The 14,358-nt window shown below is 61.6% G+C and carries 11 protein-coding genes; 9 read left to right on the top strand and 2 right to left on the bottom strand.

The features are described 5' to 3' along the window. Positions 1-764: ABC transporter ATP-binding protein (locus tag IBX54_RS07090; RefSeq protein WP_296541966.1), on the bottom strand; the 764-nt coding region annotated here is incomplete at its 3' end. A gap of 108 nt (positions 765-872) precedes the next feature. Next, positions 873-2,819 (bottom strand): long-chain fatty acid--CoA ligase, encoded by a 1,947-nt coding sequence (locus tag IBX54_RS07085; protein WP_296541965.1) that lies wholly within the window; start codon positions 2,817-2,819, stop codon positions 873-875. A gap of 177 nt (positions 2,820-2,996) precedes the next feature. On the opposite strand from IBX54_RS07085, the gene IBX54_RS07080 reads away from it, so the two are divergent. From IBX54_RS07080 to IBX54_RS07040, 9 genes are all read left to right on the top strand, one after another. Continuing rightward, on the top strand, positions 2,997-3,704 hold the full coding sequence (locus tag IBX54_RS07080) for a Crp/Fnr family transcriptional regulator (RefSeq protein ID WP_296541964.1): 708 nt from the start codon (positions 2,997-2,999) through the stop codon (positions 3,702-3,704). A gap of 109 nt (positions 3,705-3,813) precedes the next feature. Then, positions 3,814-4,086, top strand: a complete 273-nt coding sequence (locus tag IBX54_RS07075; RefSeq protein ID WP_296541963.1) for a type II toxin-antitoxin system Phd/YefM family antitoxin — start codon at positions 3,814-3,816, stop codon at positions 4,084-4,086. Then, positions 4,083-4,400 (top strand): type II toxin-antitoxin system RelE/ParE family toxin, encoded by a 318-nt coding sequence (locus IBX54_RS07070; protein ID WP_296541962.1) that lies wholly within the window; start codon positions 4,083-4,085, stop codon positions 4,398-4,400. The genes IBX54_RS07075 and IBX54_RS07070 overlap by 4 nt, the downstream gene beginning before the upstream one ends. Positions 4,401-4,457: 57 nt before the next feature. After that, a complete protein-coding gene (locus IBX54_RS07065; protein ID WP_296541961.1) occupies positions 4,458-8,882 on the top strand; it encodes a hypothetical protein in 4,425 nt (1,474 codons plus the stop codon). A 55-nt stretch (positions 8,883-8,937) separates the two neighbouring features. Continuing rightward, entirely contained in the window at positions 8,938-9,936 is a 999-nt protein-coding gene (locus IBX54_RS07060; protein ID WP_296541960.1) for a pseudouridine synthase, read from the top strand. A gap of 104 nt (positions 9,937-10,040) precedes the next feature. Beyond that, positions 10,041-11,021, top strand: a complete 981-nt coding sequence (locus tag IBX54_RS07055; protein ID WP_296541959.1) for a DctP family TRAP transporter solute-binding subunit — start codon at positions 10,041-10,043, stop codon at positions 11,019-11,021. Positions 11,022-11,113: 92 nt separating this feature from the next. Then, positions 11,114-11,617, top strand: coding sequence for a TRAP transporter small permease (locus IBX54_RS07050; protein WP_296541958.1), 504 nt, complete (start codon positions 11,114-11,116; stop codon positions 11,615-11,617). Further along, the gene (locus IBX54_RS07045) at positions 11,614-12,921 is read left to right on the top strand and encodes a TRAP transporter large permease (protein WP_296541957.1); all 1,308 of its coding nucleotides are present in this window, start codon (positions 11,614-11,616) and stop codon (positions 12,919-12,921) included. Before IBX54_RS07050 ends, IBX54_RS07045 begins: the two co-directional genes overlap by 4 nt. 79 nt (positions 12,922-13,000) lie before the next feature. Beyond that, a complete protein-coding gene (locus tag IBX54_RS07040; protein ID WP_296541956.1) occupies positions 13,001-14,245 on the top strand; it encodes an alpha/beta hydrolase in 1,245 nt (414 codons plus the stop codon). Positions 14,246-14,358 lie beyond the last annotated feature (113 nt).

The raw sequence follows: 14,358 nt of genomic DNA, 5'->3' as shown, positions 1-14,358 counted from the left end.
GCGCTGATCACTTCTTCGTTATTGCGAACTTCTTCGGGGGTGCCGTCGCCAATCTTCTTGCCGTAGTCCAACACCACCACCCGGTCGGAGATGTCCATGACCACGCCCATGTCGTGCTCGATCAGCACGATGGTGGTGCCGAATTCTTCATTCACATCGAGCACAAAGCGGCTCATGTCCTGCTTTTCTTCCACGTTCATGCCGGCCATTGGTTCGTCGAGCAGCAGCAACTGCGGCTCCATGGCCAGCGCGCGACCCAGGTCCACGCGCTTTTGCAGGCCGTAGGGCAACTGGCCCACCGGGGTTTTGCGGTGCGCCTGGATTTCCAGGAAGTCGATGATGTGCTCGACAAACTCGCGGTGCATTTCTTCTTCGCGCTGGGCCGGGCCGATGCGCAGCGCCTGCAGAAACAGATTGCTTTTGATCTTGAGGTTGCGCCCGGTCATGATGTTGTCGATCACGCTCATGCCCTTGAACAGCGCCAAGCTTTGAAAGGTGCGCCCGATGCCCATGCTGGCCACCTGGTAGCTGTCCATGTGGCTGAAGGTCTGGCCCTTGAAGGTAATGGCGCCCTCTTGCGGCCGATAGACGCCGTTGATGCAGTTCAGCATCGAGCTCTTGCCCGCGCCGTTGGGGCCGATGATGGCGCGCACCTCGTGCTCGCGCACGTCGAAGGAAATGTCGGTCAGCGCCTTGACACCGCCGAAACTCAAAGAGATGTTTTTGACGTCAAGAATGACGTCGCCGATTTGTTTTGTTGCCATAGTCGTTTTATTCTTGATCGCAAAAAAACGTCATTGCGAGCGCAGCGAAGCAATCCATGACCCCGGACTGCATGGATCGCCGCGCTTCGCTCGCGATGACGGACAGTCTCATGCTGCCGCCTTGACGGGTGTGAAGGTTTTGGCATCGTCAATGCGCAGTGTGGCGCTGACGCTGCCGGTACGGCCGTCCTCGAACTTGACCTGGGTTTCGATGAACTGCGAGGTCTTGCCGCCGTACAGGGCGTCGACCAGCACGTCGTATTTCTCGGCGATGAAGCCGCGGCGCACCTTGTTGGTGCGCGTGAGTTCACCGTCGTCGGCATCGAGCTCCTTGTGCAGCACCAGAAAGCGGCTCACCTGGCTGCCCGCCAGCAGCGTGTCCACGCTCAGGTCGGCGTTGACCTTTTCCACGCATTCCTTGACGAGCTGGTAGACCTCGGGTTTTTGCGCCAGGTCGGTGTAACCGGCATAGGGCAGGTTGCGCCGCTCGGCCCAGTTGCCGACCGCGTCGAAGTCGATGTTGATCATCACGCACACTTTTTCGCGTCCGTCGCCATAGGCCACGACCTCTTTGATGTGCTGGAAGAACTTGAGCTTGTTTTCGACGTACTTGGGAGCAAACATGGCGCCGTCGTTGGCGCCGCCCTTGATGCGGCCCACGTCTTTCACGCGGTCGATGATCTTGAGGTGGCCATGGGCATCGAGGAAACCGGCATCGCTGGTGTGGTACCAGCCGTCAGCCGTGAGCACCTCGGCCGTGGCCTCCGGATTTTTGAAGTAGCCTTTGAGCAAGCCCGGCGACTTGACCAGAATCTCACCGTTGTCAGCCACCTTGATCTCCACCCCCTTGCAGGGCACGCCCACGGTGTCGGCGCGGGCTTCGTGGTCGGGCTGCAGGCAAACGAACACGGCAGTCTCGGTGGAACCATACAGCTGCTTCAGGTTGACACTGATCGAGCGGTAAAAACTGAACAGGTCGGGGCCGATGGCCTCGCCGGCGGTATAGGCCACGCGCACCCGGCTGAAACCCAGGTTGTTGCGCAAGGGGCCATACACCATGAAGTTGCCCAGCGCGTAAAGCACACGGTCTGCCAGGCCGACTGGCTTGCCGTCCATCAGTGCCGGGCCAACACGCTTGGCCACGCTCATGAAGTACTGAAACATCTTGCGCTTGAGCGCGCCCGCGTCTTCCATGCGGATCATCACGCTGGTGAGCAAGCCTTCGAACACACGCGGTGGCGCAAAGTAATACGTGGGGCCGATTTCCTTCAGGTCGATGCTCACGGTGGAGGCATCTTCGGGGCAGTTCACCACGTAGCCGCAGCTCAGCCACTGGGCATAGGAAAAAATGTTTTGACCGATCCAGGCTGGCGGCAGGTAGGCCAGCACGTCTTCCTGGTTGGTCAGCTTGTCGAACTCGGCACCGGCGCGCGCCCGGTTGAGCAGCGTGTCGTGCGAGTGCACCACGCCCTTGGGGTTGCCGGTGGTGCCGGAAGTAAAAAACAGCGAGGCCACGTCGTCGGGCTTGACGCTGTCCACCGCCGCCTTGAAAAAGCCAGGGTTTTGCGCGGCAAAAGCCTTGCCCTCGGCAATCAGTTCATCGAGCGACTGCAAGCCCGGTTCATCGTAACTGCGCAGGCCGCGCGGGTCGTCGAAGTAGAGCCTGGAAATTTGCGGGCACTGGTCGCGAATCTCAAGGAGCTTGTCCACCTGCTCCTGATCTTCGGCAAAGGCAAAGGCGACTTCCGCGTTGTTGATCGGGAACACGCACTCGGGCGCCGCGGCGTCCTGGTACAGGGCAATCGGCACCGCACCGAGCGCCTGCACCGCCAGCATGGTGGCGTAAAGGCGGGGCCGGTTGGCACCGATCACCACCATGTGATCGTGTTGACGCAGACCCGCCTGATGCAGGCCGCAAGCCAGATGCTCGACCAGCGTGGCCATGTCGCCCCAGGTAATGGCTTGCCAGATACCGTACTCTTTTTCACGCATGGCCGCGTCCCCGGGGCGCTGGGCGGCATGGTCTAACAGTAATCGGGGAAACGTTGTTTGCATCGCTACACCTTGTCTCTGAATCATCGCTGCGCGGGCTACATGCCCATGCTGCTGGAGTGATCGAATCATAAAACCCGATTTGACGCCATGTTGTCGTTTGGACGACAATTCAGGCTTTTCTTGCTAGGTGTTTTCCCTGCACTATCCTCTACATATTTCACCCGCAAAGCCCGACCCATGAAGCCTGAAGTGACTTTGTTTCAACGCCGCCGCCCATTGACAGGGGCAGAGCTGGATGTGATTCCGTGGTTTAAATTACTCTCCGATGCCGAGCAAGAGCGCGCTGTGGAAGACCTCAAGGTCACCGATGCCGATGCGGGCGATTTTGTCTGCCGCACCGGGCGCCCGGTAACCTACTGGTTTGGCGTGGTCGATGGCCTGCTGAAAATGAGCACCGACAACGTGGACGGCCAGACCATGACCTTCACCGGCATCCCGCCCGGCGGCTGGTTTGGCGAAGGCACGGCGCTCAAGCGCGAGAGCTACCGCTACAACATGCAGGCATTGCGCAAAAGCCTGGTGGCGGGCCTGCATGTGGACACCTTTCACTGGCTGCTCGACCACTCGATCGGCTTCAACCGCTTTATCATGAACCAGCTCAACGAGCGCCTGGGCCAGTTCATTGCGGCGCGCGAGATCGACCGCATGACCAACCCCAACATCCGCGTGGCGCGCAGCCTGGCCGCCCTGTTCAACCCGGTGCTTTACCCCGGCCTGGGCACCGTGCTGCGCATCACCCAGCAAGAGCTGGCCTACCTGGTGGGCCTGTCGCGCCAACGCGTTAACGAGGCGCTGTCGACGCTGGCCGCCGAGAATGCCATCACCGTCGAATATGGCGGTCTGCGGGTGACGAACTTGCAGGCCTTGCGGTCGGGATATTTTTAGTATGTGAAGTTGGTTCCGCTGCAGCCCGGCTGGAGCGCAGCGCAATCCGGGGGGCATCGGACCAAATTCAGTCTAAAATCAGACTCACCCAGACTCAATCTCACGCCTTATGAAACTGCACACGCACATCAAACCCATCAGCTACCTGAAGAGTCATGCCGCGCAGATCGTGACGGACTTAAACGAAAGCCGCGAGCCGATGATCATCACCCAAAATGGCACAGCCACGCTGGTGGTGATGGACGTTAAAAGCTACCAGGCGCATGAAGACACCCTGGCCCTGCTGAAGCTTCTGGCCATGGGTCAGCGTGACATTGAACAAGGGCAATTTCGGGATGCCGAAGACGTTTTTGCCAGCATCGCGCAACTTGATGCCCCATGAAAATCGTCTTTCTGGCATCGGCCGAGCTGGATTTGCAAGACTTGCGCGCCTACATCGTCAAAGATTTTTCTGCAGCCACGTGGCAAAAGACTTTTAAACAGATCAAAGCCAGTGTTCGCAATTTGGCCAGTTTCCCGCTGCTGGGCACTGTGCCGGATGAACTTCAAACCCTCAATCTGACGCAATATCGCCAAGTGCTCAGCGGTCAGAACCGCATCATTTACGAGGTGCGCCAGGAAACCATCTACATCCACCTTGTTGTCGATGCACGCCGCGACCTGCTGTCTTTTTTGCTGCGTCGCTTGGTGCGCTAGTGCGCCAAGCGCCCGCGCTTTACACTCAAACCACTCACCAAACCAGCGCCACACCCCATGCAAGGGCAACTTTTTAGCCACGACTTTTTGCTGCGCGGCGTTCTGGAGACACCGCCCTGCCAGGCTCTGACCCCTGAGGCATTCGCTGCCTTCGAGGCCGCGCTGCGTCACATCTTTGTGGGTCTGGATGCCAGCTCAACCATCAACGAGGCGCAAACCGAAGCCCTGGTCATCAACAAAGTGCTGGTCGCTCTGGGCTGGGAAGACAACTTTTTGCCCCAGGTCAACCTGTCGGGCAAGCGCCGCGAAGACGTGCCCGACTGCCTGCTGTTTGCCTGCAACGCGCAAAAGGCTGTGGCCCTCGCCGAACACAAGGACGACCGCCGCTACCGCCACGGCCTGGCCATTCTGGAAGCCAAACGCTGGATGCGCCCGCTGGACCGGGGCGACGCGTCCGAGGCCACCGACCCCGACGCCCCCTCCACCCAGATGCTGCGCTACCTGAGCCGTGCCGACGTGGTGTCAGACCGCGCCGTCAAATGGGGCCTGTTGACCAACGGCAACGTCTGGCGCCTGTATTGGCAAGATGCCCGCTCGCGCTCGGAAGAGTTTTTTGAGCTTGATCTGGCGGCGGCGCTGGGCATCCAGGGCGTGCAACATGAGTTTGATGAATTTGCCCCCAGCCACGCCCTGCGGCTGTTCTTTTTGCTGTTCAACCGCGATGCCTTTTTGCCGCAAAGCTGGGACAGCGCCAACCGCAGCTTTCATGCCTACGCCCTCAACGAGGCCCGACTGTACGAAGAAAAGGTCTCGCAAGACCTGGGCGCACGCGTGTTTGCCGACATCTTTCCGCAACTGGCCGACGCCCTGGCGCGCGGCGACCTGCAAGCCACCACGCATGACATCGGCTTTGGCCAGTTCAAGCGCAAACAATTCACACCCGACTACCTGGACGAAGTGCGCGAAGCCGCGCTGGTGCTGCTGTACCGCCTGCTGTTTTTGTTTTATGCCGAAGACCGCAACCTGCTGCCGGTGCGCGACCCGCGTTATGCCCCCTACAGCGTGCGCCGCATCCGCGAAGAAGTGCGCGACAAGGTCGATGCGGGCGGCACGTTTTCCAGCACCATGGCCAAAATCTGGCTCTCACTGCAAGGGGCGTTCCAACTCATCGACGAAGGCGACGACGACATTGGCATGCCCGCCTACAACGGCGGCCTGTTCAACCGCGGCCGCTCCGTACTGCTCAACCGCACCAAAGTGCCTGACAAGGTGATGGCGCCCATCATCGACGCCCTGTCACGCCGCACCGAAGACCTGTTGCACGGCTGGATCAATTACCGCGACCTGGCCGTGGCGCACCTGGGCGGCATTTATGAGCGCCTGCTGGAATACAGCCTGGCCCACCATGTGCAGGCCAAAGACGACTACAAGGACAAGCCCGAGATCAACCGCATCACCGCTTTGCCGGCCAGTTTTGCCCGCAAAACTTCGGGCGGGTATTACACCCACGACGACCTGGTGCGCCTGAATTTGCGCGAATCGGTTGGGCAGTTGGCCAGCACGCAGGTGACGGCGTTTGAACTGCGGCTGAAAAAATGGTCCAAAAAAACCTCGCTCAATCCCGGCGACTGGGACGCCCTGGATGCCCTTGACCCCGCCAGCCGGATGCTGGCGCTCAAGGTGTGCGACCCGGCCATGGGCAGCGGGCATTTTTTGGTGGCGCTGGTGGACTACCTGGCCGACCTCATTTTGGAAGCCATCGCCACTGCCACGCACTTGGTGAATGAGGAGCCCTGGGCCGCGCACCTGGTCGAGCAAAACCGGCCCTGGCTGAGCCCGCTGGTGGCACGCATTGCCCACATTCGCGCCAGCATCAAAACAACAGCCAAAGACCACGGCTGGGCGGTCACCGACACCCAGTTGGACGACCGCCACATCGTGCGCCGCATGATCCTGAAAAAATGTGTTTTCGGCGTGGACAAAAACCCCATGGCAGTAGAGCTGGCCAAAACCGCCTTGTGGCTGCACACCTTTACTGTGGGTGCGCCGCTGAGCTTTCTGGACCACCACCTCAAAGTAGGCGACAGCCTGCACGGCGAGCAATTGCCCCAGGTGCAAAAAGGCTTGCAATCGCTGGGTGCGTTGCTGCTGCAAAGCGAGTTTGACCGCCTCAAGCGCGCCGCCACCCAACTGGCCCAGGTGGCTGACTTGACCGACGTGGACATTGCCGAAGCCCAGTTGTCAAAAGAACTGGCCGAGGCCGCCAATGCAGAACTGGCCCCGCTGCACGCCGTGCTGGACTTCTGGCGCGCGCTGCGCTGGATCATTCCCGGCTGGCCGGTGGCCAAAGTGAGCCAGTTGGCCACACTACTCAAGCTGCCCAGGCTGGAGCGCGACCGGCAAACCGCGCTGGCCAACGGGCAATGCCCTGAATACGCGGCGCTGCTCAAGCTGCTGGAGCCGGGCCAAAACCTGGTCACGGTGCTGGGCGCCGGCCGCGTGGAAGGCCTTGATGCGGCCAGCCAGGCCGCCAACGCGCTCATCGGGCGTGCCCGGGCACTGGCCGCACGCGAAACCTTTTTTCACTGGTGGACCAGCTTCCCCACTGTGTTTGGTGCCGGCGCGCGCAGCGGTTTTGACGCCATGGTGGGCAACCCGCCCTGGGACCGCATCAAGCTGCAAGAGGTCGAATGGTTTTCTGAGCGCAGCCCGGCCATTGCCGAGCAGGCGCGCGCCGCTGATCGCAAGCAAATGATCGCCGCGCTGCAACACGTCAACATGACGCAAACCGGCATCAACACCCCGCCCATGGTGGACCTGTGGGCGCAGTACAGCCAAGCCCGCGAGCGCGCCGAGGCCAACGCCCGCGTGCTGGGCAACGGCAAGCTCGGCAGCGGCGACTATCCGTTGCTGGGGGGTGGCGATGTGAATCTGTACAGCCTGTTTGTGGAGCGCGCCCAGAGCCTCATCAACCCGCAAGGCATCGTGGCACTGATCACGCCCAGTGGCATTGCCGCAGACAAGGGCGCGGCTGAATTTTTCAGGTCGATCAGCAGCACCGGCAAGTTGCACGCCTTGTTCGACTTTGAAAACCGCAAAGTGTTTTTCCCGGACGTCGATTCCCGCTTCAAGTTTTGTGCGCTGGTGTTTGGCAAGGCGCCGCGCATGACGGTTGACGAGCCCCCGCAGGCCCTGCCCAGCCGCTGTGCGTTTTACCTGCACAGCCTGGACGAGCTTGACGCACCGGGCCGCGTGCTGAGCTTGTCAGCGCAAGACTTTGTGCGCGTCAACCCCAACACCGGCGCCGCGCCCATTTTTCGCAACCAGCGCGATGCCGACATCACGCTGCGGCTGTACGCACAGCACCCGGTGCTGGTGAAACATGGCGAATTGAGCGAATCGCTGGGCCAACAACCGGATGTGAAAGTGTGGCCGGTGAAGTACCAGCGCATGTTTGACATGACCAACGACTCTCACCTGTTTTTGAAGCCCGACGAACTGGCAAAGCAGGGCTGGCAGCCTGCGCCGCTGAACCGCTGGCTCAAGCTGGCAGACGGCAAGAGCCCGGCAGCTTTGGCGGTGCCGCTGTACGAGGGCAAGATGGTGCAAATGTTTGACCACCGCGCCGCTGACGTGGTGATGAACACCAGCAACCTGAAGCGCGCCGCTCAGCAAGAAGCCATAACACAGGTGGAGAAAGCAAGCCCTGACCGCTACCCGACACCACAGTATTGGGTGGCATCGGCTGAAATCACCTCCATGGGCAATCTGGAATACTGTCTTGGCTTTAAAGATGTCACCGCCTCGACCAATATGCGAACCATGATTGCAGCCATGGTGCCAAAAGCGGGCTACGGCAACACCCTGCCGGTTCTCTTACCTGGCATCGAAGAAGCTCCGACGAACTACTGTCGGACTGCGGCATTGTTGTTGGCAAATTTTTGCAGCATGGCTTACGACTATGTTGCTCGCCAGAAGGTGCAGGCACAACACGTTAACTGGTTCGTGGTCGAACAACTCCCCGTCATCGCCCCGGCCCGCTTCGACGAACCGCTGCCCGCCGCTTTCGCCACCGCCATGCGCGCCGCCAATTTGATGAACGGCCACCATCCACAGCCCACGGTGGCCGACTTTGTGCTGCCGCAGGTGCTGGCACTCACTTACACCGCGCACGACATGGCGCCTTTTGCCCGCGACCTGGGTTATGTGGATGCCGACGGCGAGGTGCTGCCGCCGTTTGTCTGGGACGAGGCCGCGCGCCGCGCCCGACTGGCCGCACTTGATGCGCTGTTTTTCTACCTCTACGGCCTGGATGCCGCTGACGCGGCCTACATTCTTGACACCTTCCCCATCGTGCGCACGCAAGACCTGCAGACCTTTGGCAGCTACCGAACCCGGGACGACATCCTGGCAGCGCTGAAATTGCTGCAAACCGAAATCCATCACGCCAAACCCGCAAATGCCGGGTCAAGTCCGGCATGACAATAAAAGAACTGCAGTTTCCTCAGCACCCGGCCCGCCAAGTACCATTTTCAGCATGACAACCCCACAACACCCCCCCGTTTTCCGTCGCGCCGCACCGCCACCGGCCAAGGCCCCGATTCCCGCCGGGCAAAGCAACACGGCAGCCCATGGCGCCGGCGGCACGCTGCGCCTGAACAAACGCATGGCCGAGCTCGGCCTGGCATCGCGCCGCGAGGCCGACGAATGGATTGGCAAGGGCTGGGTCAAGGTCAACGGCCGGGTGGCCGAGATGGGCATGCAGGTGGCGCCCGATGTGCGCATCGAGATCGACAAACAGGCGCAAGGCCAGCAGGCCAAGCTGGTCACGGTGCTGATCAACAAGCCGCTGGGGCTGGTCAGCGGCCAGGCCGAAGACGGGCACGAGCCCGCCATCACCCTGGTGCAGCCGCAAAACCGCTGGGCCGAAGACAATGCGCGCTTTTTCTTTCACCCGAGCCAGCTCAAAAGCCTGGTGCCTGCGGGGCGGCTCGACATTGACTCGACCGGCCTGCTGGTGCTGACGCAGGACGGCCGGGTGGCGCGCCAGCTGATTGGCGAAGACGCGGTGATGGAAAAAGAGTACCTGGTGCGGGTGATTTATACCGGCGTGGTCAATGCGGCCGCAGCCACCTCAGCTACGGCCACCTATGCCGCTGCGCCGGGTGCGGCTGCACGCATGGCGCAAGCCGCACAGCAGCCGCGCCCGGGCCAGATCACCCAGCTCAGCCGCATTGACGACGACGACCCGGTGAGCCAAGACGTGCAATCTGTCTTTCCGGCAGAAAAACTGGCGCTGTTGCGCCACGGCCTCAAGCTTGACGGCCAGGCGCTGCAGCCGGCCAAGGTGGAATGGCAAAACCCCGAGCAACTGCGCTTTGTGCTGCGTGAGGGCAAAAAGCGCCAGATTCGCCGCATGTGTGAGCAGGTCGGCCTGAAAGTGGTTGGCCTGAAACGCGTGCGTGTTGGCCACGTCATGCTGGGCAATTTGCCGGTGGGGCAGTGGCGCTACCTGGCACCGCATGAGCGCTTTTAGGCACGGCACCCGCAAGGCTGAGGCGGTGCCTGGCACCCAAAGTTATCATTGCGTGCCGTCCCGACCGGGGCAAGCCAGCTACTTTTAATCAAACAAGGATCACCATGAAACTGATTTCCCGCACCTTGACTGGCCTGGCTTGTGCCGCCAGCCTGACCTTGGCCTTGCCGACACTGGCCGCAGAAAAAGTCAACATCGGGATCGTCACCGGCCCTAGCTTTGTTCACACGCTTTCCGCCAACAAGTTCAAGGACGAAGTCAACAAAGCCTTGCCCGGCAAGTATGACGTGGTGGTGCACCACTCGGCCGCTTTGGGTAGCGAGACCCAGGTGCTGCAACAACTGCAACTGGGCACCGTGCAAATGAGCGTTTGCACCACGGGTCCGATCGAGTCGTTCGTGCCCGAAATCAAGGCCCTTGAAATGCCGTTTTTGTTCAGCTCATACGAAGCCACTGACAAAGTGCTCGATGGCCCCATCGGCCAGGATTTACTCAAGCGCTTCGACAAGGCGGGCCTGGTGGGCATGCACTTTCTGGACAATGGTTTTCGCAACGTGACCAATTCCAAGCACGCGGTTCAGGGCCCCGATGACTTGAAAGGCATGAAGATTCGCACCATGGAGTCGCCCACGCACCTGGCCATCTGGCGCGCCATTGGTGCCAACCCCACGCCCATGGCCTGGCCGATTACCACACAGTTGCAGCAAGGGGTGCTCGACGGCCAGGAGAATCCGGTGTCGGTCATTTCGGCGGCCAAGCTCAACGAGGCCGGCCAGAAGTACCTGTCGATGACACGCCACGTCTATTCTGCACTGGTGTTTGTCGGCAGCAAGGCGTTCATGGACAAGCTGCCCGCAGCAGACCGCAAGGTCTTCATGGACGCCGCCGCCACAGCGTCGCTTGCCGGGCGCAAATTTGTGCGCGACAACGAGGCCAGCCAGTTGGCCGCCCTGAAGGCCGCTGGCATGCAGGTTATTGAAACCCCCGATCTGGCGGCATTTCGTAGCAAGACCGAGCCGGTGTACGCCGCTTTGAGTGGCGACACAAAGCGGATCGTTGACGAGATCCGCAAGGCCGCCAAGTAAACAGCGGGCATCAGCGCGGCATTGGCCCGGCCAGAGCCAGGCGCTGGCGGCGCAGCAGGGTGTTGCGCCGCTTGTTTTTGTCAGGAGCACGCATGAGTTTGCATCGTCGGCTGCTGGCCGCCAGCGACAGGGTCAACCAGTGGGTTGAGTTTGTGCTGTTGCTGGCCGGGGTGGCCATTTCACTGATTTTGTTTGCCCAGGTGATCGCGCGCTATGCCGGGCATTCACTGAGCTGGTCTGAAGAAATTGGCCGCTATCTGCTGGTGGCGACCACTTTTTTTGGCGCCACAGTGGCCTACAAGCGCGCCCGCTTCATTGGCCTGGCGGGCTTTGGCGCGCGCTTCGGGCGGACTGTCGAGCAGTTCATCACGCGCGGCCTGCAATTGTTCACGCTGGGCTGCTTTGGTCTGATCACTTGGTACGGCGTGATCTACACGCTCAAAGCCTGGGACCAGACCTCCACCGCCGTGCAGATGCCGATGTCTTTGCCGATCTCGGTGATTCCCTTGTCGGGGCTGATTTTCCTGCTGCATGTGTTGACCGACATCACGCGCCGCAAGGCGGATGAGCCGCCCGCTGGCAGGACCTTGACATGATCATCGTTCTGCTCTTTGTGCTGATGTTCACGCTGATGGCGTTGGGCCTGCCCATTGCCTTGTCGATTGGCCTGCCCGCCATCGGCCTGATCGTCACGCCCGGCGTATTTCCTGACGTTGTCACTGTTGCCGCGCTCGGGCAAACCATCGTGCAGCAGCTGTTTTCAGGCGTTGATTCGTTCGATCTGCTGGCGGTGCCGCTGTTCATGATTGCTGGCGCACTGATGGAAACGGGCGGCATCTCACGGCGACTCATCGACTTTTGCAACAGCCTGGTGGGCTGGGCCCCGGGTGGGCTGGCAGCAGCGGCCATCGTGGCCTCGATGATCATTGCCGGCATCTCGGGGTCGGCCGCAGCCGACACGGCAGCCATTGGTGCCGTGGTAATTCCGGCCATGATCCGCCAAGGCTATCCCGCGCCTTTTGCGGCCGCTGTGGTGGCGGCGGGTGGTGCCATCGGGGTCATCATTCCGCCGTCGATTCCGATGGTGATTTTTGGCTTCATGACCAATATTTCCACCTCGCAACTGTTTGCCGGCGGCATGTTGGTGGGGGCGCTGATGGGGACATCTTTCATTGCCGTGGCGGTCTGGATTTCGTGGCGCAAGGGCTATGGCCAACGCGCGCCGTTTTGCTGGCAAGCGGTGCGGGCCAACGGCAAACTGGCCATTTGGTCGCTGGGCGCGCCGGTAGTGGTGCTGGGCGGCATTTTGAGCGGTGTGGTCACAGTCACCGAAGCCGCCGCGCTGGCGGTGGGCTATGCGCTGCTGGTGGGCACACTGATCAACCGCGAACTGGCCTGGAAAGACCTGCCCGGCCTGATCATCAAGTCGCAGGTGGCCGCAGGCGGCATTTTGTTCATCATTGCCATGGCCAAAATCTTTGGCTGGCTGCTGGCCATGCAGCAAGGCGCGCATTTGCTTGATGTGTTTGTCAACTCGCTGTCATTGCCGCCGCTGGGCTTGCTGCTGCTGGTGATGGCGCTGCTGCTGGTGGTGGGCTGCGTGATGGAAACCACCGCCGCGCTGCTTCTGATGGTACCGGTATTGGTGCTGCTGACACCGCAAATGATGATTGACCCGGTGCAGTTTGGCGTGCTGGTGGTGGTGAACCTGGCCATTGGCATGATGACGCCACCGGTCGGCATTTGCCTGTTTGTCAGTTGCGGCGTTGCCGGCATCAGCCTGGGCAACATCGCGCGCGCCGTGACGCCGCTGGTGATTGTGGCCATGATCAACTTGATGATCGCCGCGCTGTGGTCACCGCTCACCCTGTGGCTGCCCACCCTGTTTTACCGCCAGTAGCCGGCTGCCAGTCGTTGTCTTGCGCGTCTTAGACGGCAACGCCTACTTTGCCGGGCCACCGTGCGTTCACAATGGCCGCATGACTGCCCGCTACCCACAAAATACCCTCCGCCACCTGCGCGCCTCTGACTTGCGCGCGCTTGCCCTGCTTGCCACTGAGGCCACCGCGGCTGTGACGCGCATGGCCGAAGGCGTGCACCAGTCGGTCTGGCGCACTTTGGGTGCCCCCAGCGGCGCCACGCCAGAGCAGGCACGCGGCCTGACCGGGCTGATTTACCAAAGCATTACCGGCGTGACGCAGCACGTAGGCCATGGCGTGGCCGCAGCCTTGACCCGGCTGGAGCCCCTGTTGCAGCGCCTTGAAGCCCCGGGCGACGAATCTTTCGAGCGCGCAGCCGTATTGGCCGCCCTCAACGGTGTCATGGGCGACCGGTTGCAGGCCGCAGGCAACCCGCTGGCAACCCCCATGACACCGCGCTTGCACAACAAGGTGTTCGACAAGGCGGCACCACCCGATGCCAGCCGGGTCACAGGCAAGGTGCTCATCGTCATCCACGGCCTGTGCATGAACGAGCGGCAATGGGCCAGCCGCCATGCCGGTGCGCCCGTCAATCACGCCGAGATGCTGGCTGCCGCGTTGGGCTACACCCTTGTCTATGTGCGCTACAACTCCGGGCTGCATGTGTCGGAAAACGGCCACCTGCTGGCGCAGCAACTGGACGACCTGGTGCGCTGCTGGCCGATGCCCGTGACCGAGCTCAGCGTGTTGGCGCACAGCATGGGCGGGCTGGTCACGCGCAGTGCGCTGGCCAGCGCCACAGCAAGCTCCATGGCCTGGCCCGGCTTGTTGAAAAACATTGTTTTCCTGGGCACACCGCACCACGGCTCGCCGCTGGAGCGTGCCGGCAACTGGATTGATGTGATTTTGGGCAGCACGCCCTACAGCCGCCCGCTGGCCAAGCTCGGCCAGTTGCGCAGCGCAGGTATCACCGACCTGCGTTATGGCCATGTGCTCGATGCCGATTGGCAGGGCCATGACCGCTTTCGGCGCAAGCCCGACAGCCGCCTGCCGCTGCCGCTACCCGAGTCGGTCGCCTGCTTTGCCGTGGCCGCCACCACCGCCGCCAAGCGCAGCGCGCTGGCAGACCGACTGCTCGGCGACGGCCTGGTGCCGCTGCACAGCGCGCTGGGCCAGCATGACGACCCGCAGCGCAGCCTGCACTTCGCCCCCGCTCACCAGTACATTGCCTACCGCACCAGCCATCTGGCGCTGCTGAGCAGCCCGGCGGTGGCGCAACAACTGGTGGCATGGTTGTCGTCATAAATCATCGCCACGGCGAGCCCGCCGAATCGGGCCCGATACCGCACACAGAGCTTGAACCGAGACTTCGTCATCGCGAGCGAAGCGTGGCGATCCATGACTTCCGGGGTCATGGA

It is taken from the genome of Rhodoferax sp. (assembly GCF_014859475.1).
GTDB lineage: Bacteria > Pseudomonadota > Gammaproteobacteria > Burkholderiales > Burkholderiaceae_C > Rhodoferax.
Note: the sequence above shows the minus strand (reverse complement) of the source record. Positions and strands in the feature narration are given on the sequence as shown.

Coding starts and splice junctions, on each gene's coding strand:
- IBX54_RS07085 (WP_296541965.1), bottom strand. CDS start 2,819: ATGCAAACAACGTTTCCCCGATTACTGTTAGACCATGCCGCCCAGCGC.
- IBX54_RS07040 (WP_296541956.1), top strand. CDS start 13,001: ATGACTGCCCGCTACCCACAAAATACCCTCCGCCACCTGCGCGCCTCT.
- IBX54_RS07080 (WP_296541964.1), top strand. CDS start 2,997: ATGAAGCCTGAAGTGACTTTGTTTCAACGCCGCCGCCCATTGACAGGG.
- IBX54_RS07060 (WP_296541960.1), top strand. CDS start 8,938: ATGACAACCCCACAACACCCCCCCGTTTTCCGTCGCGCCGCACCGCCA.
- IBX54_RS07050 (WP_296541958.1), top strand. CDS start 11,114: ATGAGTTTGCATCGTCGGCTGCTGGCCGCCAGCGACAGGGTCAACCAG.
- IBX54_RS07055 (WP_296541959.1), top strand. CDS start 10,041: ATGAAACTGATTTCCCGCACCTTGACTGGCCTGGCTTGTGCCGCCAGC.
- IBX54_RS07070 (WP_296541962.1), top strand. CDS start 4,083: ATGAAAATCGTCTTTCTGGCATCGGCCGAGCTGGATTTGCAAGACTTG.
- IBX54_RS07075 (WP_296541963.1), top strand. CDS start 3,814: ATGAAACTGCACACGCACATCAAACCCATCAGCTACCTGAAGAGTCAT.
- IBX54_RS07045 (WP_296541957.1), top strand. CDS start 11,614: ATGATCATCGTTCTGCTCTTTGTGCTGATGTTCACGCTGATGGCGTTG.
- IBX54_RS07065 (WP_296541961.1), top strand. CDS start 4,458: ATGCAAGGGCAACTTTTTAGCCACGACTTTTTGCTGCGCGGCGTTCTG.